The organism is Roseobacter sp. FCG-D35, assembly GCF_033436665.1.
In the GTDB taxonomy this organism is placed as follows: Bacteria; Pseudomonadota; Alphaproteobacteria; order Rhodobacterales; family Rhodobacteraceae; genus JAWQFO01.
Genome location: NZ_JAWQFO010000007.1, coordinates 68,413 through 94,587, shown reverse-complemented (window position 1 = coordinate 94,587; position 26,175 = coordinate 68,413). Strand labels below are relative to the sequence as shown.

Here is a 26,175-nt window from a genome sequence, read left to right as displayed (position 1 = left end):
GTCCGATGGAACGATTTGCAGCCGATCTCGCCACGATGGTGCGCACGCCGCTGGAGCCCGAGCATGTCGCGGCACTGAGGCGGGCCGGCGAGATCCGGCGCTTCGAGGCTGGAGATTTCGTCCAGGAACCGGGCGAAGCCATCGAACTTTTCCACTACGTGATGTCGGGGGAGGTCGAGGCCGTCGATGTCCGCACCGGCCAACGCTACGGCATTGCCACGCTCGGTCCCGGCCAGTTCGGGGGCGAACTGGCGTTTCTCTCGGGCGGGTTGTCGCTGTCCGGCCTGCGCGCCTGTGAGCAAAGCGAGGTGCTTTGTGTGCCCCGGCAGACCGTGCTCAAGCTCATGTCCGACATCCCCGAGATGGGCGACATCATCGTGACGGTCTTCGCGGCGCGCCGCCGACGCGCGCTGGAGGATTCCGACGGTGCGCTGACCCTGATCGGGGCGGAGGTGAGCCGGGACATTCGCCACGTCGCCGGTTTCGCCGCGCGCAACCGGATCCCGTTCCGCGAGATTGCTCTGGACAGCGACGAGGCCAAGGCGCTTGCCGCCGAATGCGGGCTGGCGGAAGCCGAACCGGGCGTGATCTTCGGGCGGGAGCGCAAGATCGAGCCGCCGACGCCGCGCGGTGTGGCCGAGACGCTGGGCTTTGACCTGTCCACGCAAGGTGACACATTCCACGACGTTCTGATTGTCGGAGGTGGTCCTGCCGGCGTGGCCGCCGGCGTCTATGCCGGGGCCGAGGGGCTTTCGGCGCTGGTGCTGGAAGACCTCGCCATCGGCGGACAGGCGGGCACGTCGAGTCGGATCGAGAACTACATGGGCTTTCCCACCGGCATCTCCGGCGGCGATCTCGTAGGTCGCGGCGAGGTTCAGGCGATGAAGTTCGGCACCCGTTTCGCCGTGCCGCGTCGCGTCGAGGCCTTGCGGCAATGCGGCGACAAGTACTTTCACGCCAAGCTCGAGGACGGCGGCGAGATCAGCGCCAAGGCGCTGGTGGTGGCGACCGGGGTGCAATACCGGCGACTGCCGCTCGAGGGGCTCGAACGGTTCGAGGGGGCCGGGGTCTACTACGCCGCGACCGAGCTCGAACAGCGCTGGTGCCGCGATCAGGAAGTCGCCGTGATCGGGGGCGGCAACTCGGCCGGTCAGGCGGCGATGTTCCTCGCCCGGGGATGCGCCCATGTGCATGTCCTCGTGCGCGGCGCGGCGCTCGCCTCCTCGATGTCCGACTACCTCGTGCAGCGCTTGACGAGCCACCCGCATATCACGGTGCACACCCGCACCGAAGTCCTCGAATTGCACGGCGATGCGGTTCTGGAAGGCGTCACGATCTGTGACAAGGCCTCCGGGCAGGACTGGCGGCTCAAAACCTCGGCGCTTTTCGTCATGGCAGGTGCCGCGCCGAACACGGGATGGCTTTCGGGCCTTGTCGATCTCGACGACAAGGGGTTCGTGGTGACTGGCCAGCAGGCGGGCGGGCGCACCACCTATGAGACTTCCTGCCCGGGGGTCTTCGCGGTGGGCGACGTGCGCGCGGGATCGGTCAAGCGCGTGGCCTCGGCGGTGGGCGAGGGGTCGGTGGTGATGTCCGCGGTCTGGGACCACGTGCACGCCTGAGCCGCCCCCGTTTTGGCTTGTTCCCATGGGGTGCGGCGCCTATAAGCGCGGGCATGAAACGCCACGTTGCGCTCATCATTCGAATTATATCCCCGGCGCTCTGACACTTGAGACGCCGGGACAAGGTGTTCGAGCCTCTCGCACCGACCGAATCCGCGACATCGACAGACGACACGAAGGACGCAGACCATGTGCGCCGAGACGACCGACAAGCCTGAATACAAGGATACCCTCAACCTGCCCAAGACGGATTTTCCGATGCGGGCGGGCCTGCCCCAGCGCGAGCCGGAGTGGCTGGCGCGCTGGGAGCGCATCGGCATCTACGACCGCCTGCGCGAGAAGGCGGGGCGCAAGCCCTTCACGCTGCATGACGGGCCGCCGTACGCCAACGGGCACCTGCACATCGGACATGCGCTGAACAAGACGATCAAGGACATGATCGTGCGCTCGCACCAGATGATGGGATTCGATTCCCGCTACGTGCCGGGCTGGGACTGCCACGGCCTGCCGATCGAGTGGAAGATCGAAGAGCAGTACCGCGCGAAGGGTCAGGACAAGGACAAGGTCGACGTGGTCGATTTCCGTCAGGAATGCCGGAAGTTCGCCGAAGGCTGGGTCGACATCCAGCGCGAGGAGTTCAAGCGGCTTGGCATCACCGGCAACTGGGAAGACCCGTACCTCACGATGGATTTCCACGCCGAGCGCGTGATCGCCGAGGAATTCCAGACCTTCCTGATGAACGGCACGCTCTACCAGGGTTCCAAGCCGGTGATGTGGTCGCCGGTGGAAAAGACCGCGCTGGCCGAGGCCGAGGTCGAGTATCACGACCGCCAGACCGAGGCGATCTGGGTGAAGTTCCCGGTCGTCGCGGGCGATGCGCTTTACACAAAGACCCGGACCGACGTGGTGATCTGGACGACCACGCCCTGGACGATCCCGCAGAACCGCGCGATCTGCTTCGGGCCCGAGATCTCCTACGGGCTCTACGAGGTCACCGGACGGCCCGAGGAGTGCTGGGCCTCGATCGGCGACCGCTACATCGTGGCCGACGACCTCGCGGAAGGGATCTTTGCGGCCGGACGGCTCGACGCTGGCATGTATCGACGCCTGAGCGACGTGACGGTGGAAGACCTTACGAATCTGGTCTGCGCGCACCCGCTGCGCGGCATCGATGGCGCCGAGAGTGAATGGGGCTTCGACGTGCCGCTCTTGCCGGGCGATCACGTCACCGACGACGCGGGCACGGGCTTCGTGCACACCGCGCCGAGCCACGGTGACGACGACTACCAGATCGGACTGAAGAACGGTCTGCCGATGACCTTCAACATCCTTGACGACAGCTCCTTCCGCGCCGACCTGCCGTTCTTCGGCGGCGAACAGGTCGTGCGCCCGAACGGCAAGCCGGGCGGCGCGAACAAGGCCGTCATCGAGAAGCTGAAGGAACCCGGCGCGCTGCTGGCGCTGAAGCGCATCACCATCTCGGATGCGCACTCCTGGCGCTCGAAGGCCCCGGTGATCCGCCTCAACCGTCCGCAATGGTTCGCCGCCATCGACCGCGCCGTGGGCGACGGGCAGGACAGCTACGGCACCACGATCCGCGAGCGTGCGCTGCGCTCGATCGACGAGTTGGTGGCCTGGACGCCGCGCACGGGTCGCAACCGCCTGCATTCGATGATGGAGGTCCGTCCCGACTGGGTGCTGTCGCGCCAGCGCGCCTGGGGCGTGCCGCTGACCTGTTTCACCAAGGTCGGCGCGAAACCCGACGACGCCGACTTCCTGCTGCGCAACGAAGAGGTCAACGCACGCATCCTCGACGCCTTCGAAGCGGAAGGCGCCGATGCGTGGTACAAGCCCGGTGCCAAGGATCGGTTCCTCGGCAACACGGTCGATCCTGCGGAATACGAACAGGTGACCGACATCCTCGACGTCTGGTTCGACAGTGGTTCGACCCATGCCTTCGTGCTGCGCGATCGCGCGGACGGCACCGAGGACGGCATCGCCGACGTCTACATGGAAGGCACCGACCAGCACCGCGGATGGTTTCATTCCTCGCTGCTGCAGGCCTGCGGCACGATGGGCCGCGCGCCCTACCGCAACGTGGTGACCCACGGCTTCACGCTCGACGAGAAGGGCATGAAGATGTCGAAGTCGCTGGGCAACATCATCGCGCCGGAGAAGGTCGTGCAGCAGTACGGGGCCGACATCCTGCGGCTCTGGGTCGCGCAGACCGACTACACCGCCGACCAGCGCATCGGGCCGGAGATCCTGAAGGGGGTCGCCGACAGCTACCGTCGCCTGCGCAACACCTTGCGCTTCATGCTGGGCTCGCTGGGCGACTTCAGCGAGGCCGACCGGGTCGCGCCTGCCGACATGCCCGAGCTCGAACGCTGGGTGCTGCACCGGCTGGCCGAACTCGATGCCAAGGTTCGCGACGGGTACGCGCGCTTTGATTTCCAGGAAGTGTTCCAGGCGGTCTTCACCTTCGCCACGGTCGACCTGTCGGCGTTCTACTTCGACATCCGGAAGGATGCGCTCTACTGCGACGGCGATACGCTTCAGCGCCGCGCCGCACGGACCGTGCTCGACCTGCTGTTCCACCGGCTGACGACATGGCTGGCGCCGATCCTGGTGTTCACGATGGAGGACGTCTGGCTGACGCGCTACCCGGGCGAGGGCAGCTCGGTGCATCTGGTCGACATCCCCGAGACGCCGGCCAAATGGCGCGACGAGGCGCTGGCCAGACGCTGGGCGGGCATCCGTGCCGCGCGTCGCGTGGTCACGGCGGCGCTGGAAGTGGCGCGGACCGAGAAGGTGATCGGGGCGTCTCTCGAAGCCGCGCCGGTCGTGCATGTGTCCGACGATACTCTGCGGGCCGATCTCGCGGTGCTGCCCTTCGAGGACATCTGCATCACCTCGCAGATCACCGTCACCGACGCACCCGCCGAGACGGGCGCCTTCACCCTGCCGGAAGTGCCGGGCGTGGCGGTCGTCTTCGCAAAGGCTGACGGTCAGAAATGTGCCCGCTGCTGGAAGGTGTTGCCGGACGTCGGCACGCACGCGCATGACGGCGTCTGCGGACGCTGCGAAGGGGCGCTGAGCGCCTGAGACCGGGCGGCCTTAGGGCCGCCCGACAAAAGCGCAGGATCCGGGTTGCGGCGATGGCACGCCACGCGCACTCTGACGCCATGGCCCGCGCAAGTGTCGATACACCCTTCGGAACGCTTCGCCTCTTCGAGGCGGATGGCGCGATCGTGCGCGTGACCTGGGGAGCGGCATTCGAGGACGAGCCCACGCCCCTGCTGCACGAGGCGTCGCGCCAGCTGCGCGAATACGCCGACGGTGATCGCCAGGTTTTCGACCTGCCGCTGCGTGTCGATGCCTCGGAGTTCCAGCGCGATGTCTGCGCCGCCATCGCGGCGATCCGCTTTGGCGAGACCCGCACCTACGGCGATATCGCGAAGGATCTCGGCGTGACCGCGCAGGCCGTCGGTCAGGCCTGTGGGGCCAACCCGATCCCGGTCATCATCCCCTGCCACCGGGTCATGGGGGCAAAGGGGCTGACCGGCTTCTCGGGCGGGCAGGGGATCGAGACCAAGGTCGCGCTCCTGCGCCACGAGAAGGCGGCAGGGTTGCTTATCTGAGAGCCGGGGGCCGCAGGCGCATCCCGCGCGGTTCCGTGCTATACTTTCTCCCGACTTCTGCCGGCGGCCGTGTCGGCCGGCCGGCGCGGGGCTTGCGAAGGGGCGCGCATGAAACATCTTCCGGTCATCCTGTCCGCCATTTGGGCGGCGACGGCGCAGGCCGACACATCCTGCAGCTTGCGGCAGCTTCCGGGAGAAGATTCGACCACGCTTCTGTTGCGCGAACTGGTGCCGGAGAATCAGGCAATCATCCTGGTGTCCGGTCGGACGCTGACCTTCGACTGTCCGGCGCATCCCGCGGGACACTCAATGGAATGCTACGGCAAAACCGCGGCGCCCATGGCGGCCCCGACGCAGCTCAACGTGTCAGCCGGCAAACCTGGCGCCGGGGCAGTGGCGGTGGTGACGACGCGCAATCTCTTCTACGGCAGGAACCCGCACATCGGCACGCATCGACGGCACGTCTCGGTGCACGTGTTTCGCATCGAGGGGTGCGAGCGTGGCTGAGCGCCGGGCTCAGGCGGCGGCGTGCAGCGCCCGTTCGTTCCGCTCCAGCGCCAGGCCGGTCGCCTTGGCGCCGATGACGATCGCCGCAAGCACGATCAACGCGGCAAGCGAGAGCGTCGCGGTGCCCGACAGACCGGCGCCGACCGAGCAACCGCCGGCTAGAACGCCGCCGATGCCCATCAGGACCGCCCCGGCAAGGTAGCGCAGTGTCTGGCGCGGGGTCTCGAAGCTTTCGAGTTTAGCCTCGCCGCGCGCCAGGGCCGACAGGAAGGCGCCGCCGATCACCCCCGCGACAAGGCCGACGCCAAAGCCGGGCTGGATCGAGGTCGAGGCGATGGTCCAGAACAGCGTGTCGCTCCACGGCAGGGTGAAGGCGAGGCTTTGCACCGGCTGCGGTTCGAACGCGTCCATCAACAGCACCGACGTCATGGCCCAGCCAACCGCCGCAAGCAGTCCGATCAATCCGCCCAGGGCGAGGTCACGGCGGCGCGCGGTTGAGCGCATGGCGAGAAACAGGGCCGGCAGCGCCAGAGCCACGGCCCAGAGAAGCGCCCCGCCCGGCAGCTCGGACGGCGCCGCATACGGGGCGTTGACGGTAACGGACGTCAGCGCCGTGCGCAGCGGCGCCAGAACGCCCTTGAGTGTCGCATGGGCGACAATGGTGAAAACCAAGATCACGCCCAACGCGCGCAGGTTGCCGCCAGAGGCGAGAACCGTCAGGCGCGAAACGCAGCCGCGCGTCAGGACCATGCCGATGCCAAAGGCCAGCCCGCCCACGACGAGCCCAACAAGCGGCAGATCGGCCGCGTACCAGCGATGATCGCCAAGGTCCGCAAGCCCTGCCGCGACAAACAGCTGCAGCGCCAGCATCGCCGTTGCGAAGGCCGCAAGCCAGACACCGGTGGCCGAGCCGCGTTCGCCTGGCGCTCCGGCCACTGCGCGGCGCAGGCAGAACCGCGAAATCTGTGCAGCAATACCGAAGATCGCGCCCAGCGCGAGGCCCAAAAGCAGATGCAACGCGCGCACCTCGACGCCGAAATCAAATGTCTCGATAAGCATGACAGCTCCGACGGAAAAACCCGCCGCTCACTTGCGTCTTCGATCACCGAAAATCAATGGTCGGCGACGGTCAGCCCGTTCCGCTTTTCGGCCATTTTGCGGAATTGTGTTCCGGCGGCGTGACCCGTCGGCCCGCCGATATGGGATTCTGGCAGCCTTGCGGAGCCCTTGTTCCTATTTGCGACTGCGCGGACGTCACGCGCGCTTTTGCGGGATGAGTTGTTGCGCGATGCCGGCGAACAGCAGGTAGAGGCTGGTGACGACCAGCCCCCAATGCGCCCAGCTTTCGGGGTGGAAGTCGACCCAGGCGGCCCAGCCCGCGAAGAACGTCCAGGCAATCGCCATCGGCAGCGTGATGCCGCGCCAGCGTTCGGTGCGCACGGGGTGGACGAACTTCAGCGGTGTGAACATGGCGATGGCAAGCAGCGTCACGATCACGAGGCAGATCTCCCAAGACGGCTTGAGCGCGAAAAGGACCAGTACAAGCATGTTCCAGCAACCCGGAAATCCGGCGAAGGAATTGTCCTTGGTCTTCATCCGGTTGTCGGCGAAATACATCGCCGAGGCGAAGGTGATGATGATGATCATCACCCAGCCGCTCCAGCCGTCCATCAGCCCGGACTGGAACAGCGCGAAAGCGGGGATGAAGACGTAAGTCAGGTAATCGATGATCAGGTCGAGCAGCACGCCGTCGAAGTTCGGCGAGTTGACCTTGACGTCGTATTTGCGCGCCAGCGGCCCGTCGATGCCGTCGACGAAGAAGGCGACCACGAGCCAGAGGAACATCAGGTCCCATTCGGCAGCGACCGCGGCCAGCATCGCGAGCATCGCAAAGACTGCGCCGGTGGCCGTGAAGAGGTGGACGAGAAGCGCTTTGAACTTGAGGGTCATGCGGGCTCTTGTGGTTCAAGCTTGCCGGGGATGCAAAAGAAAATGCGCCGGGCGCGCGTGCTGCCGGGCAGGCGGACGGAACGGGTCACGCCTTTGGATGGGCGTTGCGATAGACCTCCATCAGGCGCGCGGTATCGACGGCGGTATAGGCCTGCGTCGTCGACAGCGAGGCGTGGCCGAGCAATTCCTGGATCGCGCGCAGGTCGCCGCCGGCGTCGAGCAGGTGGGTGGCGAAGCTGTGGCGCATCGCGTGCGGCGTCGCCGAAGCGGGCAGGCCGCAGGCCATGCGGGCCTCGGCCATGACCTTCTGGATCGTCCGCGGGTTGAGCGCCCCGCCCCGGACCGCGCGGAACAGCGGATCACCGGTCCGGGCAGGATGCGGACAGAGTTGCAGGTATTCGTCGACGGCCTGCCGGGCCACCGGCAGAACGGGCACGACCCGTTCCTTGCCGCCTTTGCCGTGGATGCGCAGGCTGCTGGCCAGCGGCGCATCTTCCGCCTTGAGGCCGAGGGCCTCCGAAATGCGCAGGCCGCAGCCCCAGAGCAGGGTCAGTACGGCCACGTCGCGTGCCGCGATCCACGAGATGTCGGATTGGCTTTCGACGCGCTCGATGATGTCCCGCGCGGCCGTTTCCGACAGCGGGCGCGGCAGCTTTTTCTGGAATTTCGGACCGCGTGTCGCCAGCACGGCAGTGGGTTCGAACCCCTCGCGCTCGGCCAGCCAGCGATAGAAGGCCTTGACCGCCGAAAGCTTGCGCGCCAGCGAGCGTGACCCGAGGCCCGCTCCACGCATCCGCGCCATCCAGGCGCGCATGTCGCTGACGGTGATCCGCGCCAGCGCGCCAAGCCCCTGCGGTTCCGCCTTGTGCGCGGTCATGAAGGCGAGAAACTCGACGACGTCGCCGCGGTAGGCCGTCACGGTGTTTTCCGCCGCGCCCTTCAAGGCGCTCTGCGCGGCCAGCCAGGCCTGCAGGGCATCATGCGCCGCCGGGCTGATCAGCCCGTCCTGCGCTGCTGCCACGCGCGGGCTCATGACAGCCAGCGCCGCATCAGGCGTTCGAACACTCCGGCTAGAAAGACCAGCAGGTCGGTGCCCTGCTGTGCGCCGAACATGTCGTGATCGCGCGCGCCAAGCACCAGCAGGCCGGGCAGGCGGCCCTCGCCGAAGTCGAGCCGCAGGCACGCCTCGGAGTGGATAAGCGGCGCGCGGCTGGCGTAGACGCGTTCGCAGGCCTTGTCGACACGGCGCAGGCTCACCGGGCGCACGGCGGCACGGCTGGCCTCCCCGAGGTAGTCGTCGATGAAACCGGGTCCGGCGATGCGCAGCACGTTGCCGAGCCGCCGGATCGTCGCGTCGTCCTCGTCGAGCTTCGATTCCAGCACGAGCCGGACGCAATCTACCCGCAAGATTTCGGCGATGTCGCCGTCGAGGGTCTGCAGGAAGGCCTGGAAATCCGGCGGGTCGAGAAGTTTCAGGATGGCGCGGTGGATCTGGTTGGTTCCGGCAAGGTTCTCGTAAGCCGCCGCGATGACGGAGCGATGTGTATCCTCGAGCCGGTCGAGCCGGCGCTCGAGACGTTCCATCGCGATGCCGCGCAGGTCGACGATGTTTTCGCCCATCGCCTTTTCATTGGCCGCAATCAACGCCCGCATCAGGTCGGCGTCATCGAGGATGACGGCTGGTTGGGTAATGATGGCCTCGCGAAGGGCGTCCTCGATCTTCGGGCTGCTGCTCATCCTGCACTCTCGTTATTGGGGCTGCGATAGCACGGGCGGCCCGAGAAATCCGCGATTTTCCACGGCTTGCCACCGGTCCGTGACGCGTGTGTTGCCGATGCGCGTCATGGGCTCCGAAGCAGGCGGGGAGTCAGACGATGCTCTGGCCGGTCTTTTTCCAGTCCGCGAGGAACGCCTCGAGCCCCTTGTCGGTCAGCGGGTGGCTGGCGAGCTTCTTGATGACCTCGGGGGGTGCGGTCATCACGTCGGCGCCGATCAGCGCGGCCTCCTGGACATGGTTCACCGACCGGATCGAGGCGGCGAGGATCTGGGTCTCGAACCCGTAGTTGTCGTAGATCGTGCGGATGTCCTGGATCAGGTCCATGCCGGTCAGGTGGATGTCGTCAAGGCGTCCGATGAAGGGGCTTATGAAGGTGGCGCCGGCCTTGGCGGCCAGCAGCGCCTGGTTGGCCGAGAAGCACAAGGTCACGTTGACCATACGGCCATCGCCGGACAGCACCTTGCAGGCCTTGAGGCCATCCCAGGTCAGCGGCACCTTGATGGTGATGTTGGGCGCGATCTCGGCCAGCTTGCGGCCTTCGTTGATCATGCCTTCTGCGTCGAGCGCCACCGTCTCGGCGCTCACCGGGCCGTCGACCATCTCGCAGATCTCCTTGGTGACCTCGCGGATGTCGCGGCCGGATTTCATGATCAGCGACGGGTTGGTGGTCACCCCGTCGACCATTCCGAGGTCGTTGAGTTCGCGGATGGCATCGATCTCGGCGGTGTCGACGAAGAATTTCATGGCGGGGGTCCTTCAGGTGTGAGGGCGATTTCGAACACGGACGGTCCGGTCGGTCTTGCGCTTGGATTTAGCGCATGATCTGCGATGCTGGAACCCTGAAAACCCCTCCCCACACTCAGGAGAAGTCCGCTTGGGCGCGCCGCAATTCTTTGACGAGGGCGATCTGGTCAGTGTCCTGACCACGCAGCCCCTGGACCGTGCGCTCGATTACAAGGCCCCCGAGGGCGGCTGTCAACTCGGCGCCTTCGTCGAGGTCCCGCTGGGGCCGCGAAAGGTGCTGGGTGTGGTCTGGGGGGCGGGTCGCGGGGATTTCGACATCGCCCGGGTCCGCTCGGTCATCCGGGTGCTGGATGCCGCGCCGATGCGCGAGGAGATGCGCGATTTCCTGCGCCGGGCTGCGGATTACACGCTGACGCCGATGCCCGCGATGCTACGTCTGGCGACCCGGGTGCCGGGGCTGGGCGATCCGCCGTCGATGCGCAAGATCTACCGGCGCGGTGCCGCCGAGCCCGACCGGATGACCGACGCACGCCGGCGCGTTCTGGCCGCGTTGAGCGATTACGGCGACCTCGCGTTCACACAAAGGGAGCTTGCCGAGACTGCAGGGGTCTCGGCCTCGGTCATCAAGGGGCTTGCGGCGCAGGGCGCGGTCACCGAAGAGGACAGCCCGCGCGATACGCCCTATCCGCGGCTCGATGCCGAGGCCGCGGGCAAGGCGTTGACCGGCGACCAGACGGCGGCGGCGGCCGCACTTTCCGAGGCGGTCCGATCCGGGCGCTACGGAACCACCCTGCTGCGCGGGGTGACCGGCTCGGGCAAGACCGAGGTCTACCTCGAGGCGGTTGCGGCCTGCCTGCGCGCGGGGCGGCAGGCGCTGGTTCTGCTGCCCGAGATCGCGCTGACGGCCGAATTCCTGACCCGGGTCGAAGCGCGTTTCGGCGCGCGGCCCGCCGAGTGGCATTCCGGGGCCACGATGACCGAGCGGCGGCGGATCTGGAAGATGGCCGGGCAGGGCGCCGCGCCGCTGGTGATCGGGGCGCGCTCGGCGCTGTTCCTGCCGTTCCGCGACCTTGGCCTGATCGTCGTCGACGAGGAACACGACACCTCCTACAAGCAGGAGGAGGGGGTGCTTTACAACGCGCGCGACATGGCGGTGCTGCGCGCCTCGATCTGCGGCGCACAGGTGGTGCTGGCCTCGGCGACACCGTCGCTGGAAAGCTGGGTCAACGCGCAGGCGGGCAAGTATCGCAGGCTGGAGCTGACCTCGCGCTACGGACCCGCCGTGCTGCCCGAAATGCGCCCGATCGACATGCGCGGCGCGGACCTGCCGTCGGACCGCTGGATCTCGGACACGCTGCGCGAGGCGGTGACCCGGCGTCTTGAGGCGGGCGAGCAGTCGATGCTGTTCATAAACCGCCGCGGCTACGCGCCGGTCACCCTGTGCCGCGCCTGCGGGCACCAGATCGGCTGCGACCAGTGCGACGCGCGCATGGTCGAGCATCGGTTCCAGAAGCGCCTGGTCTGCCACCAGTGCGGTGAGACCAGACCGATGCCCGTGGCCTGCCCGTCCTGCGGCGCCGAGGGGCGCCTTGCGGCGATCGGACCGGGGGTCGAGCGGCTGGGCGAAGAGGCGGCGGCCCTGTTTCCGGACGCGCGGATCGCGACGCTGAGTTCGGACATGTACGGCTCTGCCCGGGCGCTCAAGGCCGAGATCGAGGGCATCGCGGCGGGCGGGGCCGATATCGTCATCGGTACGCAGCTTGTCGCCAAGGGGCACAACTTTCCGCTGCTGACGCTGGTCGGCGTGATCGACGCCGACCTCGGCCTGCAGGGTTCTGACCTGCGCGCCGCCGAGCGCACCTTCCAGCTGATGCGCCAGGTGGCGGGGCGCGCAGGCCGCGCCGAGCGCCCAGGGTTGGCGCTGCTGCAGACCTACCAGCCCGAGCACCCGGTGATCCGCGCCATCGTCGGCGGCGCTGAGGAGGCGTTCTGGGACGCCGAGGCCAGGGAGCGCGAAGCGGCAGGCGTGCCGCCCTACGGACGGCTTGCCGGCATCATCCTCAGCGCGCCCGAGGCGGCGCTGGCCTTCGATGTCGGCAATCGTCTGGCGCGCGAGGACGCCGCGTTGCGGGCCATCGGTGCGCAGGTCTTCGGACCGGCGCCGGCGCCGATCGCACGGGTCCGCGGCCGCCACCGCGTGCGGCTGCTGGTCAAGGCGCGCAAGGAGGCGCCGCTGCAGGAGGCGATCGCGGCCTGGATCGCACCGTTGCGCGTCAAGGGCGACCTGCGGCTCGCCGTCGACATCGACCCGCAGTCCTTTCTGTGAGGGCGGGAACGAGGGGGCTGTCTGCCCCCTCGCGCTCCCCCGAGGATATTTGAGAACCAGAGAAATCGGGGCGTGGGGTCGGGCCGCGCCGCAAGTGTGCGTTTTTGCGGCTTACCAAGGGGCGCGAAAAGGCCTATGGGCAGGGCATGCCCCGGATCGTTCCCCTGTCCGACGCCAAGCATCTGCCGGTCTGGCGCCGGCCTGTGGCGCTGTTGTTCCTGATGGCGCTGGCAATGCCGATCGCCTTCAATACCTGGTCGGCGCTCCTGAACAACTTCGTCATCGAGGTGGCGGATTTCGACGGGTCGGACATCGGGCTGCTGCACACCGTGCGCGAGATCCCGGGATTTCTCGCCGTGGGCGTGATCGCGATCATAATCTTCGTGCGCGAACAGGTGCTGGCGCTGACCTCGCTGATCCTGCTGGGTGTTGCGACGGCGGTGACGGCGTGGTTTCCGACACTGGGCGGCATCCTCGTCATCACCCTGCTGAGTTCGATCGGTTTTCACTATTACGAGACGGTCAACCAGTCGCTGCAGCTGCAATGGCTGGGCAAGGCCGAAGCGCCCCGGGTGCTGGGCTGGCTGCTGGCAGCGGGATCGGGCGCGACGCTGGTGGCCTATCTCGCCATCATGGCGCTGTGGGAGACGCTCGAGCTGAGCTACAACGCGGTCTACCTTATTGGTGGCGGGGCGACGATTGCAATCGCGGTCTTCGCGATGCTGGCCTATCCGCAGTTCGAGGCGCCGAACCCGCAGATCAAGCGCATGGTCTTGCGCCGGCGCTACTGGCTTTACTACGCGCTGCAGTTCATGTCGGGCGCGCGGCGGCAGATCTTCGTGGTCTTCGCCGGGTTCATGATGGTCGAGCGGTTCGGCTACGATGTACACGAGATCACGGCGCTCTACCTGATCAACCTGATCATCAACATCCTCGTGGCCCCGCTGCTCGGGCGCGCGGTGGGGCACTTCGGCGAGCGCAACGCGCTGTGCGTCGAGTACGCGGGACTCGTGCTGGTGTTCCTCGCCTATGGCGGGGTCTATTTCCTCGGATGGGGCGTTCTCGTTGCGGCGACGCTTTATGTGCTCGATCACATGTTCTTTGGCCTCGCGCTGGCGCTGAAGACCTATTTCCAGAAGATCGCCGATCCCGGCGATATCGCGCCCACCGCGGCGGTGGCCTTCACCATCAACCATATCGCCGCCGTGTTCCTGCCGGTTCTGCTCGGCCTGCTATGGCTGGTGTCGCCCGCGGCGGTGTTTTTCTTGGCCGCCGCGATGGCGGCGGTGTCGCTGTGCCTTGCGCTGCTGATCCCGCGTCACCCGGAAAAGGGCAACGAGACGATCTTTTCGCCCAACCTGCCGGCGCCGGCGGAATAATCCGTGGCACAGGGCCGTTTCCTCGAAGGCTCGACGATGGGCCACGTGGTGCGGATGACGGCGACCGGCGCCTTCGGCATCACCTTCGTCTTCGTCGTCGACGCGGCGAACCTCGTCTGGCTTGCACAACTCGGCGACCCGCGGCTGGTCGCGGCCATCGGGTTCGCCTTCGCGATCCAGTTCTTCTCGGTCTCTTCCGGAGTGGGCTTGATGATCGCGGCCACCGCACTTGTCTCGCGCAGCATCGGACGCGGCGACCGGGAGGCCGCGCGGCGGCAGGCCGGGGCAGCGGTGATCATCGCGATGAGCGTGCAGGCGCTGGTCGCGGCGCTGATCGTGATCTTTCGCCATTCCCTGGTGGAGCTCGCAGGCGCGAGCGGCGAAACTGCGCGGCTGGCGGCACGGTACCTCGCGATGACGATCCCCTCGCTGGTCTTCATGTCCGTGGGCCTGGTGTGCTCGGGCGCGCTGCGCGCCGAGGGGCTCGGCGCCAAGGCGATGTACGTGACGTTGCTGTCGGGGTTGGTGCTGCTGGTGCTCGACCCGGTGATGATCCTCTGGCTCGGCCTCGGGCTCGACGGGGCCGCGATCAACCTCGTGCTGTTCCGGATCGCGCTGATGGGTCTCGCGCTCTATTTCGCCTGGTGGCAGGAAAACCTCGTGGCCCGGCCGACCGGCCGGGAGGTGGCGCGCTTTCTCGCCCCCTACATGGCCGTCGCTATGCCGGCGATCGCGACGCAACTGTCGACGCCCGCGGGCAACTACCTTCTGACCATGGTCGTGGCCCCCTTCGGCGACGACGCCGTCGCAGCCTGGGCGGTCGTCGGGCGCCTGACGGTCGTCGTCTTCGGCGGGATCTTCGCCCTGTCCGGGGCAATCGGGGGGATTTTCGGCCAGAATTTCGGCGCCGGCCGCTGCGATCGGTTGCGCAGCACCTACCGCGACGCGCTGATCTTCTGCCTGGTCTACACGCTGGTGGCCTGGGCGCTCCTGGCGCTGGCCACGCCCCCGGTCATCGCGCTCTTCGGCCTTTCGGGTCAGGGCGCGGAGGTGCTTTGGGCTTTCACCAAAGTCGGGGTCGGCGGCTATGTCTTCGTCGGAGCCCTGTTCGTGGCCAACGCGGCGTTCAACAACCTCGGCAAGCCGACCCGCTCCACGGTGGTGAACTGGACCAAGGATGCGCTGATCGCCTGGCCCGCGGCGGTTGTGCTGGCCGTCAGCTTCGGAGCGCCGGGCGTGATCTACGGCCAGGCGCTGGGCGGGGTCGTCGCCGGCAGCCTGGCCGCGCTCTGGGGCTGGCGCTACGTGGCGTCGCTCGATCCCGGCGACCCCGCCGCGGTTGACGTCGGACCGATCCGGCCCTACCCGAACCCGGACAGATACCGGAGACGCTGATGCCGACCTTCACCGCCCTGACCACCGTCGCAGACCAGAGCTCGGCTGAAGGCCTCGGCGCTGCAATGGAGTCCCTTGTGCCGGAGCCGACCGGTGTCGGCGTCTTCGAACTCGAGGACGGTTCGGGCCTTTGGGAAGTCGGCGGCTATTTCGTCGATCCCCCTGACGACAGTGCGCTGATGCTTTTGGCCGCGGCCTTCGATGCCAAGCCGTTCTCGGTTTCGGAACTGCCGGAAAAGGACTGGGTGGCACATGTCCGGCGCGAGCTGTCTCCGGTCGCGGCGGGGCGTTTTTTCGTCTACGGCAGCCATGATGCGGACAAGGTGCCCGACGGGGTCGAGCCATTGCTGATCGAGGCGGCGATGGCCTTCGGCACCGGTCACCACGGCACCACGCTGGGCTGTCTGCGCGCGCTCGACCGGCTTGCGCAGGCAGGTTTCGCCGGGCGCCGCGTTGCCGACATCGGCTGCGGAACAGCGGTCCTGGCGATGGCGGCGGCCCGGATCTGGCCGGACACGGTGCTGGCCTCGGACATCGACGCGGTGGCGGTCGAGGTGGCGGCGACGAATGTCGCGGCCAACGGTCTCGAGGGGCGGGTTGTCTGTGTCGAGGCCGAAGGCTTCGATGCGCCGGAACTTGCGCGTGCGGCCCCGTTCGATCTGGTCTTCGCAAATATCCTGAAGGCGCCGTTGATCGCGCTTGCGCCCGACATGGCCGCGAATCTGCAACCGGGCGGTTACGCGATTCTCTCGGGCATCCTGAACGACCAGGCCGACGAGGTGATTGCCGTTTATGCCGCGCATGGCATCAATCTCGAGCACCGCGAGCAGATTGTCGACTGGACCACGCTCACCTTGCGTAAGACCCCGGCCTGAACCTCGCAATTTCGCCGCAATTCAACGCTTTGCCACGTTTTCGCCACATTCTGAGAACACGTTAACTTTAGGTCGGGTGGGGGCTCGATCGAGGGGAGATTGCCGTGGCAGACTCTTACACCAGATTTCAGCGGCGTGTCGCGGAGCTTACGCGGAAACACCGGGCCCTGGCCGAGGGGTACACCCCGCTGATCGGTCCCGACGGGTTGATCGAGTTGCGTCCTACCAGGGCGCGCCACGGTGTGCCGGTGCGCGCGATCCTGCTGACCGCGCTGTGCTTTGTCGCGTTCAAGAGCTTCATGCTCGCGTCACTGGGGCCGCTGACCTATCAGGAGCGTGTCGAGGCGCTGCAGCAGGGAACGGTTGTCGAACGCGCCGGTGCCTGGATTATGCAGGTCGACCCCGCGACCGAGAAGCTCGGAAGCCTGATGCGCTGAGGCCGGTACGCGCCGCGCACCCTGAAAACGCAAGTTCTGAAAACAGGAAAGCCGCGCCATCCTGTCCGGAGGGTGCGGCTTTGACGGTTGATGGCGTCCGCCCGGGTGGGCGGCGGTGCCATCAACGGATGTAGGTGCTGGTCGCGACGCTGTCGATGTCGCCGCGGGTCAGGCCAATGTCGTCGAGTTCGCGGTCGCTGAGAGCGGAAAGGACGTTGCGGGTCACGCGAGCGTCGTTCCATGCAATCACGGATGCGATGATGTCGCCAACATAGCGGGCGGCGCGGTTCGCGGCGCTCGCGGTGGCGTAGTTCGTGGTGTTGGTGTCAAAGGTAGCCATTGGTCTCGTCCTTGGGGAATGTGACGGCGGTCATTCCCGTCGTCCTGTGACCCGCAGATATGTGGCGCCCGATTTTTCAGCAAGATGAAAACCTGCAAGGTTGATATGCGTTTTTCGCATGGGTCCGGATTTGCGATAAACGACGGAAATCAGGGGGAAAATCTACGTCGCGCAAGTCGTTTTTGGACCATGTGAAGACGCTTTCGTGCTGCGGTCTGCGCGGCGAATGTTGCGGCGCAGCAAATGACGTGACGGCACGAAGGGCTTGGTTGATGTTCGCGCTTCGTGCTAGTGGCTCGGAAAACGCAAGAGGATCGTGGGGCAGTACAGATGACGAGGGTGATCGGGATCGACCCGGGTCTGCGGACCCTGGGGTGGGGAATCATCGACGTCTCCGGCTCGCGGCTGGTTCATGTCGCCAATGGGCTGTGCGACTCCAAGGGGTCCAATCTTGCCACCCGGCTGCTGTCTCTCCACTCCCAGCTCAGTGACGTGATGCGCCGCTACGCGCCGGATCTGGCGGCGGTCGAGCAGACCTTCGTCAACCGCGACGGCGCGTCGAGCCTCAAGCTCGGCCAGGCCCGGGGGATCGCGCTTCTGGTGCCGGCCCAGGCCGGGGTGCCGGTCGGCGAATACGCACCCAACAAGATCAAGAAGACCGTGGTCGGCGTGGGTCACGCCGACAAGGTACAGATCGCGCACATGGTCCGGATGCAGTTGCCGGGTGTAGAGATCGCCGGACCCGACGCCGCCGATGCGCTCGCGGTGGCGATCTGTCATGCCCATCACGGCAGCGCCGGTGCGCTGGCCACCGCCATACAGCGGGCCCGCGCATGATCGGCAAGCTGACCGGGCGCATCGACTATCGCGCGGCGGATCACGTCCTCGTCGATACCGGCGGCGTCGGCTACGTCGTCTACTGTTCGGACCGCACGCTCGCCGCGCTGCCCGGGACCGGAGAGATCGTTGCGCTTTACACCGACCTCGTCGTGCGCGAGGACCTGATGCAGCTGTTCGGCTTCACCACGTTGGCCGAGAAGGAGTGGCATCGCCTGCTGACCACGGTGCAGGGCGTGGGGGCCAAGGCGTCGCTGGCCATCCTCGGCGCGCTCGGCCCCGACGGGCTGGCCCGCGCAATCGCGCTTGGCGACTGGAACTCGGTGAAAGCCGCGAAGGGCATCGGGCCCAAGATCGCGCAGCGCGTCGTGCTCGACCTCAAGGACAAGGCGCCGGGCATGATGGCCATGGGCGGAACCGTCGCGCAGGCAAGCGGCGACACGCCCGCAGAGGTCATCGAAGCCCCCGCCGCCGCCCCGGCTCCGGCACCAAGGGCCGAAACGACCGCGCAATCCGATGCGCTCTCGGCGCTCGGCAATCTCGGCTACGCGCCGTCGGACGCGGCGCGCGCCGTGGCGCAGGCTTCGCAGGATGCACCGGAGGCCGAAACCTCGGCGCTGATCCGGGCGGCGTTGAAACTCCTGGCCCCGAAGGGCTAGGCTAAGGGGAAATCCGAGGCCGCAGGCGGCCCGAGAGGCTATGACCGAAATCGATCCCACAGTCCGTCCCGACCCGATGCCGGAGGATGCCGACCGCGCGCTGCGGCCCCAGGCACTTGACGAGTTCGTCGGGCAGGCTGAGGCACGGGCCAATCTCAGGGTTTTCATCCAGTCCGCGCGCCAGCGTGGCGAAGCGATGGATCACACGCTGTTCCACGGGCCGCCCGGCCTGGGAAAGACCACGCTTGCGCAGATCATGGCGCGCGAACTGGGTGTGAACTTCCGCATGACCTCGGGTCCTGTGCTCGCCAAGGCCGGAGACCTCGCGGCGATCCTGACCAACCTCGAGGCGCGCGACGTTCTGTTCATCGACGAGATCCACCGCCTGAACCCGGCGGTCGAAGAGGTCCTTTACCCTGCGCTCGAGGACTTCGAGCTGGATCTCGTCATCGGCGAAGGGCCGGCGGCGCGCACCGTGCGCATCGAATTGCAGCCCTTCACCCTGGTCGGCGCCACCACGCGCATGGGGCTTCTCACGACACCGTTGCGCGACCGGTTCGGCATTCCCACCCGCCTCAACTTCTACACCGAGGACGAGCTTTTCATCATCGTCGAGCGCAACGCCCGCAAGCTCGGGGCCCCGGCGGGCGAAGGCGGTGCGCGCGAGATTGCGAAGCGCTCGCGCGGGACGCCGCGGATCGCCGGGCGGCTGCTGCGGCGCGTGGTGGATTTCGCCGTGGTCGAGGGTGACGGGCGCGTGACACGGGCGTTGGCCGACATGGCGCTGACACGGCTCGGCGTCGATCACCTCGGTCTCGACGGGGCCGACCGGCGCTACCTGCGCCTGATCGCCGAGAACTACGGCGGCGGCCCGGTGGGCATCGAAACGCTGGGCGCGGCGCTGTCGGAAAGCCGGGATTCGCTGGAGGAGGTGATCGAGCCGTTCCTTTTGCAGCAAGGGCTGATCCAGCGCACGCCGCGCGGCCGGATGCTGGCGCAGAAGGGCTGGGCGCACCTCGGGATCGCACCGCCGCGCGGCCAGACGGACCTCTTCGAATGACGAACGACACCGCATCCGGCCCGATGTTGACGGCCGATGAGATCGAGGCGCTGTTCACGCGCTCGGACGGCAGCTTTGCCTGCGCGCGCTGGGGGCGTCCGATCGCCCCGGTGATCTTCGGGGTCGAAGACACCACGCTCTCGGTCGTCAAGGGCGCGCTCGAGGCGGTGATGCTGCTGTCAGGGCACAAGATGGCGGAGACCGATCCCGAACTTGGCAGCAACTTCATGACGTTCTTCTTCCGCGAATGGTCGGAACTTCCGGAGGTTTCCGGCCTCGACCGGTTGATCCCGGACCTCGGCCCGCTGGTGGTGCGGCTGGAACAGGAAGACGCCAACCAGTACCGCATCTTTCGCTTCGACGAGGCGGGCGCGATCCGGGCCTGTTTCGTGTTCCTGCGCATGGACGAACATCTCTCGGCGGTGCCGGCCGAGACCCTGGCCTTGTCGCAGGTGGTACAGTCGGCGCTTCTCTGGTCGGACCTCGCATTCCAGGACCGCTCGCCGCTAGCAATCGCTGGCGAACGGGTGATCCTGCGCCCCGAAATTGCGGCCTTGTTGCGCGCGGCCTACGACCCGGTGCTGCCGGCCGCTGCGTCGGATCCCTCGCACGCGCTGCGGCTCATGGCGCGGATGGGGCCGCTGCAATGACACCTGACGCGCGGGCTTTCGCCGCAGACTGGGCCGCCGGCTGGAACAGCCACGACCTCGACCGCATCCTGTCGCACTACCGCGAGGATGTTGTCTTTACCTCCCGCAAGGCCGAGGCGCTGGTTGGACGGGGGCGGCTCGAGGGCAGGGACGCGCTGCGCGACTACTGGTCTCAGGCACTCGAAGCCCAGCCCGACCTCGCCTTCGAGGTTCTGGACGTCTTCGAGGGCTTCGATACGCTGGTCATCACCTACCGGAACCACAAAGGTCGCCTTGCCGCCGAGACGCTGCAGTTCGACAGCGACGGCCGGGTGCTCGCGGCCTCGGCCTGCCACCGGGAGGGCTGAGCGATGCACCGTCTGTCGATCCGGGTCTATTACGAAGACACCGACATGGGCGGCATCGTCTATTATGCCAATTACCTGCGGTTCATCGAGCGTGCGCGCAGCGAATGGGTGCGTGAGATCGGGATCGACCAGTTAGCCATGAAGGCCGAGGGCGTGGTGTTCGCTGTGCGTCGCGTTGAGGCCGACTACATCGCCCCCGCCGTCTTCGACGACCTGCTTGAGGTGCGCACCGAAGTCGCCAGCCTGACGCCCGCCCGAATGGTCATGCGGCAGGAGGTCGTCCGCGGGGAACAGTTGCTGTTTCGCGCCGACGTCACGGTGGTGTGTATCGGGGCGGCCGGACGGCCTGCGCGGCTTCCGGCAGAACTCCGCCTGTTACGCCCACCTGACCGGTTCTGAGACCACCGGGTCGCCTGCTGACAGCATAGTGATAGCTTTCCCTGTTGCTCTGCTGTAGATTCGCGCCCAATCAGGCCGCCAAAGAACGGCCACAGGCAGTATTGAGCAAAGAGCAGGTCATGGAAGCTGAAACGCTGGCAATGGCGCAGGAGATCGATTTCTCCTTCTGGGGGCTTTTCGCCCGCGCCACCTTCACCGTCAAACTCGTCGTGATCATGCTGATCGCGGCTTCGTTCTGGTCGTGGTCGATCATCGTGATGAAGCTGATCCTCTATCGCCGCGCCCGGGCCGAGGCCGAGGAGTTCGACCAGGCCTTCTGGTCCGGGGAGCCGCTCGACGAGCTTTTCGAGAAGATCGGGCCGGCGCCTTCGGGCGCTTCGGAAAAGATATTCGCCGCCGGCATGATGGAATGGCGGCGGTCGCACCGTGACGACGGCGGGCTGATCCCCGGGGCCACGGCCCGTATCGACCGCTCGATGGACGTGGCGATCAACAAGGAGGCGGAGTACCTGCGCAACGGGTTGACGGTTCTTGCCACGGTCGGCTCCTCGACGCCGTTCATAGGCCTGTTCGGCACGGTGATCGGGATCATGAATGCCTTCGTCGAGATTGCCGCGCAGCAGAACACCAACCTCGCCGTCGTCGCCCCGGGCATCGCCGAGGCGCTGATGGCCACAGGCCTCGGCCTGCTGGCGGCGATACCGGCGGTGATCTTCTACAACAAGCTGATGGCGGACTGCGACAAGATCCTCGCCGGCTACGAAGCCTTCGCGGACGAATTCGCAACCATCCTCAGCCGACAACTGGACAGCTGACATGGGCGCGGGGGTCGTACAGAAAGCCGGTGGAGCGCTAAAGCGCCGGCGCCGCACCAGCCGGGCGGTGCCGATGTCCGAGATCAACGTCACACCGTTCGTCGACGTGATGCTGGTGCTGCTGATCATCTTCATGGTCGCCGCCCCGCTTCTGACGGTCGGCGTGCCGGTCGAGCTTCCCAAGACCGCGGCGCAGGCCTTGCCCGTTGATCAGGAGGAACCGCTGACGGTGACGATCACCGCCAATGGCGGCGTGCAGATCCAGACCACCGAAACGGCCCGCGACGAGTTGGTCCCCAAGCTGCGCGCGATCGCGGCCGAGCGGACCAGCGACCGGCTGTTCCTGCGCGCCGACGGCGCGGTGCCCTATGCCACCGTTATGGAGGTCATGGGCGCGCTCAACGCCGGCGGGTTCTCCAACATCGGGCTGGTCACGGATATTGGCGGGCCGACCATGGATGGCAGGGACGGGTAGCGCGCGGTGCATGTCGGGCACTACATATCGGGCGCGGGACATCTGGCCCTGCTCGGTTGGGCGCTGTTCGGGAACGTTTTCGCGGCAGAGCCGTTGCCGTTCGAGATGACGGACGTTTCGATCATTTCCGGCGAGGAGTACGCGGCCCTCGTGGCCGGTCAGCGCGCGCCGGACTCCACAACCGATGTCGAGCAACCCAGCGCACCCGAGCAGACCGAGGACGCGCCGGAGGTCGACTCGGCCCCCGATCCCGAAACCGTGCTGCGCCCGCCGCAGCGGACCGATGCGCCCGAACCGGCAGAGACACCGCCCGAGCAACTGCCCGAACCGCCGCCGCAGGCCGATGTGTCCGAGGCCGCGCCCGAACTGCCCGAGCCCCCTTCCGACCTTTCGGTGCCGGTCCCGGACGTGGCCGAAAGCCCGACTCCGCGCGCGGCGGATCGTGTCGCCCCGGAACCTGTGGCGCAGCCCGAACCCGATGCGGCCCCGGATCCGGTAGAGCAGGAGGCGGTGACGCCCGATGCAGGCGGCGAAACCGAGACACGCGAGGCGCAGGAGGCGACCGCGCCGGAAGAGGCGGCGACCGAGATCGTCACCGAGGCCGAAAAGCCGGCGCGGGCGCCGGACCAGTCGCCGCGTCCGCCGGCGCGCCGTCCCGAACCTGCGCCGCAGGTCGCCGAGACCCCCGAGCCGGAACCGGAGCCTGCGGAAACGCCCCAGGAAACCGTCGAGGCGCCGGCGGAAGACACCACGGAGGACGCCGTTGCCGACGCGCTGGCCGAGGCGCTGTCGCAGCAGCCGTCAAGTGCGCCGTCCGCCCCCAGCGGGCCGCCGATGACGGCAGGCGAGAAAGAATCGCTGCGCGTCGCCGTATCGAACTGCTGGAATGTCGGCTCGTTGTCCTCGGACGCGCTGAAAACGACGGTGGTGGTGTCTGTGGCCATGAACCAGGATGCCACACCAATCACCGGCTCGATCCGGATGCTGTCGCAATCGGGCGGAACGGACGCATCGGCGCGACAGGCCTTCGAGGCGGCGCGCCGGGCCATCATCCGCTGCGGCGCCAAGGGTTTTGCCCTGCCACCCGAGAAATACGGGCACTGGCAGGAAATCGAGATGACATTCAATCCCGAAAGGATGCGTGTGAAATGATTTTCAGAGCGTTGTTGCTGGTCGCGGCGGGATGTCTCGCGGCATGGATGCCGGTGCAGGGTCAGGCCCAGCAGGGGCCGCTCCGGATCGAGATCACCGAAGGCGTGATCGAACCGCTGCCCTTCGCCATCCCGGTCTTCGAGGCCGAGACCGCCGAAGCCGGACAGATGGCGGCACAGGTGACGCAGGTCGTCTCGGCCGATCTCACCGGCACCGGGCTTTTCCGCGAGATCCCGGCGTCGGCCTTCATCAGTAACGTCTCGAGCTTCGCGGCCCCGGTGCAATACGCCGATTGGAAGGCGATCAACGCGCAGGCGCTGATCACCGGCGCGGTCTCGGTGCAAGGCAACACGATGAACGTGAAGTTCCGGCTCTACGACGTTTTCTCGGGGGCCGAGATGGGCGGCGGATTGCAATTCTCGGGCACCACCGACGGCTGGCGGCGCATGGCGCACAAGGTCGCCGACGCGGTCTACAGCCGGATCACCGGAGAGGGCGGCTACTTCGACAGCCGCGTGGTCTACGTCTCCGAAACCGGTCCCAAGGACAATCGCGCCAAGCGGCTCGCCGTGATGGATTATGACGGGGCGAACGTGCAGTTTCTGACCGACAGCAGTTCGCTTGTGCTGGCGCCGCGCTTCTCGCCTCAGGGCGACCGCATCCTCTTTACCAGCTACGAAAGCGGCTTCCCGCGCATCTACATCATGGACGTAGGCTCGGTGCAGCGCCGCCAGTTGCAGACGCCGGACGGCACGATGAGTTTCGCGCCGCGTTTCGCGCCCTCGGGTCAGACCATCCTCTATTCGCTGGAGCAGGGCGGGAACACCGACATCTTCACGATGGACGTCAATTCCGGCCAGTCTGTGCGTCTGACGACCGCGCCCTCGATCGAGACCGCCCCGGGGTATTCGCCGGACGGCAGCCAGATCGTCTTCGAAAGCGACCGTTCGGGCACACAGCAGCTCTACATCATGAGCGCAACGGGCGGCGAGGCGCAGCGCATCTCGTTCGGCGAGGGACGCTACGGCACGCCCGTCTGGTCGCCGCGCGGCGATCTCATTGCATTTACCAAGCAGAACAACGGGCGCTTCCACATCGGCGTGATGCGCACAGACGGCTCCGAGGAACGCCTGCTGACTGCGTCTTTTCTCGACGAGGGGCCGACCTGGGCGCCGAACGGGCGCGTGATCATGTTCTCGCGCGAAACCCAGGGTGCGGACGGGCGCTCGTCGCTCTATTCGGTGGACATCACCGGGCGCAACCTGCGCCCCGTGCGCACGCCCGAGGGCGGGTCCGACCCGTCCTGGTCGCCGCTGCAGAAGTGACCGAGACGATTCACAAGCCTGCAGGGCTGTGCTACATCCCTGCACAACAAGACAAACCCGTGAAGGACAGGGCAGACAGATGAAACTCACGCGCACGGCACTTCTTCTCATGGCAGGTCTCGCGCTCGCGGCCTGCAACAATCCCAACCGGTTCGGTGCCGACGGCGCGGCCGGCGGTGCGGCGGGCGGGGCCGGCGCGGGTGCGGGTTCGGCACTGCCGGGCAGTGCGGGCGATCCAGCGTCGCCGGCTTATTTCCAGCAGGCCGTGGGCGACCGGGTGCTGTTCCTTGTCGACCAGTCGTCGCTGACGCCCGAAGGCATCAACGTGCTCAACGGGCAGGCCACCTGGCTGCAGACCAACAGCGATTACACCGCCGTCATCGAAGGCCACGCCGACGAGCAGGGCACGCGGGAATACAACCTCGCGCTCGGGGCGCGGCGCGCCAATGCGGTCAAGGAATACCTGGTCAGCCGAGGTGTCGCCGAAAGCCGCCTGCGCACCGTCACCTACGGCAAGGAACGCCCGATCGAGATCTGCTCGAACGAGGCCTGCTATGCCAAGAACCGCCGCGCCGTGACCGTACTTGCCGCCGGCCTGACGAGCTGATCCGATGATCCGCCGCGCCGCCTTTCTCGTCGCCTGTCTTGCGTTGCTGCCGTTTTCGGCGCTGGCGCAGGATGAAACGCTTGCCGATATCCGGCAGGAGCTGAACGTCCTCTACGTCGAGGTCCAGAAACTCAAGCGCGAGCTGTCGACGACCGGCGCGCCGGGGGTCAGCACGGCGGGCAATTCGGTGATCGAACGCGTCTCGGCGATGGAATCCGAGTTGCAGCGCCTGACCTCGAAAGCCGAGGAACTGGAGTTTCGGATCAACTCGATCGTCGAGGACGGAACGAACCGGATCGGCGATCTCGAGTTCCGGCTGGTCGAACTGGAAGGCGGGGACGTCTCGTCGCTGGGCGAGACCACGACGCTGGGCGGCGAGGCCGCGCAATCGGGTGCGGCTGCTGGCAATGCTCCGGCCGCGACACCGCCGCCCGCCACGCAGCCGGCGGCCCCGGGCGGCGCGCAGCTGGCGGTGGGCGAAGAGACCGACTTCAAGGCTGCGCAGGAGTCGCTGGCGGCTGGAAACTACCAGCAGGCGGCGAACCAGTTTGCCGATTTCACCCAGACCTACCCCGGCGGACCGCTCGGCCCTGCCGCCGAGCTTGGCCGCGGCACCGCGCTCGAGAACCTCGGGGATTCGCGCGAAGCCGCGCGGGCCTACCTGGCGAGCTTCAGCGCCGATCCAACCGGGCAGACCGCGCCCGAGGCGCTGTTCCGGCTGGGGCGCGCCCTTGGCGCGCTGGGCCAGACCCAGGAAGCCTGCGTGACGCTGGGCGAGGTGGGTGTACGCTTCCCGAACGCGCCGGAAGCGCAGCAGGCGGCCAGCCAGCGTGGGACGCTGGGCTGCAGCTAGGAC

Annotated in this window: 27 protein-coding genes; 21 read left to right on the top strand and 6 right to left on the bottom strand. The window is 67.1% G+C overall.

Going from position 1 to position 26,175, the window contains the following annotated elements:
• Positions 1 to 5 precede the first annotated feature (5 nt).
• The 4 genes from R5H30_RS16165 (at position 6) to R5H30_RS16150 (ending at position 5,770) form a co-directional block, all read left to right on the top strand.
• A complete protein-coding gene (locus tag R5H30_RS16165) occupies positions 6 to 1,622 on the top strand; it encodes an FAD-dependent oxidoreductase (RefSeq protein ID WP_318329560.1) in 1,617 nt (538 codons plus the stop codon).
• A 189-nt stretch (positions 1,623 to 1,811) separates the two neighbouring features.
• Entirely contained in the window at positions 1,812 to 4,727 is a 2,916-nt protein-coding gene (ileS, locus tag R5H30_RS16160; RefSeq protein WP_318329559.1) for an isoleucine--tRNA ligase, read from the top strand.
• An 80-nt stretch (positions 4,728 to 4,807) separates the two neighbouring features.
• The gene (locus tag R5H30_RS16155) at positions 4,808 to 5,263 is read left to right on the top strand and encodes a methylated-DNA--[protein]-cysteine S-methyltransferase (protein WP_318329558.1); all 456 of its coding nucleotides are present in this window, start codon (positions 4,808 to 4,810) and stop codon (positions 5,261 to 5,263) included.
• 108 nt (positions 5,264 to 5,371) lie between these two features.
• The gene (locus R5H30_RS16150; protein ID WP_318329557.1) at positions 5,372 to 5,770 is read left to right on the top strand and encodes a hypothetical protein; all 399 of its coding nucleotides are present in this window, start codon (positions 5,372 to 5,374) and stop codon (positions 5,768 to 5,770) included.
• A 9-nt stretch (positions 5,771 to 5,779) separates the two neighbouring features.
• Here the strand turns inward: R5H30_RS16150 and R5H30_RS16145 are convergent, their stop codons facing one another.
• From R5H30_RS16145 to fsa, 5 genes are all read right to left on the bottom strand, one after another.
• The gene (locus R5H30_RS16145) at positions 5,780 to 6,829 is read right to left on the bottom strand and encodes a YeeE/YedE family protein (protein WP_318329556.1); all 1,050 of its coding nucleotides are present in this window, start codon (positions 6,827 to 6,829) and stop codon (positions 5,780 to 5,782) included.
• A gap of 195 nt (positions 6,830 to 7,024) precedes the next feature.
• Positions 7,025 to 7,720 (bottom strand): CDP-alcohol phosphatidyltransferase family protein, encoded by a 696-nt coding sequence (locus R5H30_RS16140; RefSeq protein WP_318329554.1) that lies wholly within the window; start codon positions 7,718 to 7,720, stop codon positions 7,025 to 7,027.
• Between the two features lie 85 nt (positions 7,721 to 7,805).
• Positions 7,806 to 8,753: a tyrosine recombinase XerC gene (locus tag R5H30_RS16135; protein WP_318329553.1), complete on the bottom strand. Its 948-nt coding sequence runs from the start codon at positions 8,751 to 8,753 to the stop codon at positions 7,806 to 7,808.
• Positions 8,750 to 9,457, bottom strand: coding sequence for a DUF484 family protein (locus R5H30_RS16130; RefSeq protein WP_318329552.1), 708 nt, complete (start codon positions 9,455 to 9,457; stop codon positions 8,750 to 8,752). The genes R5H30_RS16135 and R5H30_RS16130 overlap by 4 nt, the downstream gene beginning before the upstream one ends.
• A 130-nt stretch (positions 9,458 to 9,587) precedes the next feature.
• Positions 9,588 to 10,241, bottom strand: coding sequence for a fructose-6-phosphate aldolase (gene fsa, locus R5H30_RS16125; protein ID WP_318329551.1), 654 nt, complete (start codon positions 10,239 to 10,241; stop codon positions 9,588 to 9,590).
• Between the two features lie 130 nt (positions 10,242 to 10,371).
• On the opposite strand from fsa, the gene R5H30_RS16120 reads away from it, so the two are divergent.
• The 5 genes from R5H30_RS16120 (at position 10,372) to R5H30_RS16100 (ending at position 16,653) form a co-directional block, all read left to right on the top strand.
• The gene (locus R5H30_RS16120; RefSeq protein WP_318329550.1) at positions 10,372 to 12,567 is read left to right on the top strand and encodes a primosomal protein N'; all 2,196 of its coding nucleotides are present in this window, start codon (positions 10,372 to 10,374) and stop codon (positions 12,565 to 12,567) included.
• A 146-nt stretch (positions 12,568 to 12,713) separates the two neighbouring features.
• Complete coding sequence (locus R5H30_RS16115) at positions 12,714 to 13,946, top strand: MFS transporter (RefSeq protein WP_318329785.1); 1,233 nt, start codon at positions 12,714 to 12,716, stop codon at positions 13,944 to 13,946.
• Between the two features lie 3 nt (positions 13,947 to 13,949).
• Complete coding sequence (locus R5H30_RS16110; RefSeq protein WP_318329549.1) at positions 13,950 to 15,341, top strand: MATE family efflux transporter; 1,392 nt, start codon at positions 13,950 to 13,952, stop codon at positions 15,339 to 15,341.
• Positions 15,341 to 16,216: a 50S ribosomal protein L11 methyltransferase gene (locus R5H30_RS16105; protein WP_318329548.1), complete on the top strand. Its 876-nt coding sequence runs from the start codon at positions 15,341 to 15,343 to the stop codon at positions 16,214 to 16,216. The genes R5H30_RS16110 and R5H30_RS16105 overlap by 1 nt, the downstream gene beginning before the upstream one ends.
• Before the next feature lie 104 nt (positions 16,217 to 16,320).
• Positions 16,321 to 16,653, top strand: a complete 333-nt coding sequence (locus R5H30_RS16100; protein WP_318329547.1) for a hypothetical protein — start codon at positions 16,321 to 16,323, stop codon at positions 16,651 to 16,653.
• A gap of 121 nt (positions 16,654 to 16,774) precedes the next feature.
• On the opposite strand, the gene R5H30_RS16095 is transcribed toward R5H30_RS16100, so the two are convergent.
• Positions 16,775 to 16,993 (bottom strand): DUF1127 domain-containing protein, encoded by a 219-nt coding sequence (locus tag R5H30_RS16095; protein ID WP_318329546.1) that lies wholly within the window; start codon positions 16,991 to 16,993, stop codon positions 16,775 to 16,777.
• A gap of 330 nt (positions 16,994 to 17,323) precedes the next feature.
• On the opposite strand from R5H30_RS16095, the gene ruvC reads away from it, so the two are divergent.
• From ruvC to ybgF, 12 genes are all read left to right on the top strand, one after another.
• Entirely contained in the window at positions 17,324 to 17,830 is a 507-nt protein-coding gene (ruvC, locus tag R5H30_RS16090; protein WP_318329545.1) for a crossover junction endodeoxyribonuclease RuvC, read from the top strand.
• A complete protein-coding gene (gene ruvA / locus R5H30_RS16085; protein ID WP_318329544.1) occupies positions 17,827 to 18,489 on the top strand; it encodes a Holliday junction branch migration protein RuvA in 663 nt (220 codons plus the stop codon). The genes ruvC and ruvA overlap by 4 nt, the downstream gene beginning before the upstream one ends.
• A 40-nt stretch (positions 18,490 to 18,529) precedes the next feature.
• Positions 18,530 to 19,549 (top strand): Holliday junction branch migration DNA helicase RuvB, encoded by a 1,020-nt coding sequence (gene ruvB / locus R5H30_RS16080; protein WP_318329543.1) that lies wholly within the window; start codon positions 18,530 to 18,532, stop codon positions 19,547 to 19,549.
• A gap of 23 nt (positions 19,550 to 19,572) precedes the next feature.
• A complete protein-coding gene (locus R5H30_RS16075; RefSeq protein WP_318329784.1) occupies positions 19,573 to 20,199 on the top strand; it encodes a hypothetical protein in 627 nt (208 codons plus the stop codon).
• A complete protein-coding gene (locus tag R5H30_RS16070) occupies positions 20,196 to 20,546 on the top strand; it encodes a nuclear transport factor 2 family protein (protein WP_318329542.1) in 351 nt (116 codons plus the stop codon). The genes R5H30_RS16075 and R5H30_RS16070 overlap by 4 nt, the downstream gene beginning before the upstream one ends.
• A 3-nt stretch (positions 20,547 to 20,549) precedes the next feature.
• On the top strand, positions 20,550 to 20,945 hold the full coding sequence (ybgC, locus tag R5H30_RS16065) for a tol-pal system-associated acyl-CoA thioesterase (RefSeq protein WP_318329541.1): 396 nt from the start codon (positions 20,550 to 20,552) through the stop codon (positions 20,943 to 20,945).
• 119 nt (positions 20,946 to 21,064) lie between these two features.
• Positions 21,065 to 21,760: a protein TolQ gene (tolQ, locus tag R5H30_RS16060; RefSeq protein WP_318329539.1), complete on the top strand. Its 696-nt coding sequence runs from the start codon at positions 21,065 to 21,067 to the stop codon at positions 21,758 to 21,760.
• 1 nt (position 21,761) lies between these two features.
• Entirely contained in the window at positions 21,762 to 22,235 is a 474-nt protein-coding gene (gene tolR, locus R5H30_RS16055) for a protein TolR (RefSeq protein WP_318329538.1), read from the top strand.
• Between the two features lie 6 nt (positions 22,236 to 22,241).
• Positions 22,242 to 23,387 carry a cell envelope integrity protein TolA gene (gene tolA, locus R5H30_RS16050; RefSeq protein ID WP_318329537.1) on the top strand — a complete coding sequence of 382 codons (1,146 nt, stop codon included), beginning with the start codon at positions 22,242 to 22,244 and terminating at the stop codon, positions 23,385 to 23,387.
• On the top strand, positions 23,384 to 24,712 hold the full coding sequence (gene tolB / locus R5H30_RS16045) for a Tol-Pal system beta propeller repeat protein TolB (protein WP_412105146.1): 1,329 nt from the start codon (positions 23,384 to 23,386) through the stop codon (positions 24,710 to 24,712). The genes tolA and tolB overlap by 4 nt, the downstream gene beginning before the upstream one ends.
• 79 nt (positions 24,713 to 24,791) lie before the next feature.
• Complete coding sequence (pal, locus tag R5H30_RS16040) at positions 24,792 to 25,319, top strand: peptidoglycan-associated lipoprotein Pal (RefSeq protein WP_318329536.1); 528 nt, start codon at positions 24,792 to 24,794, stop codon at positions 25,317 to 25,319.
• Between the two features lie 4 nt (positions 25,320 to 25,323).
• The gene (gene ybgF, locus R5H30_RS16035; protein WP_318329535.1) at positions 25,324 to 26,172 is read left to right on the top strand and encodes a tol-pal system protein YbgF; all 849 of its coding nucleotides are present in this window, start codon (positions 25,324 to 25,326) and stop codon (positions 26,170 to 26,172) included.
• The last annotated feature ends 3 nt before the right edge of the window (positions 26,173 to 26,175 follow it).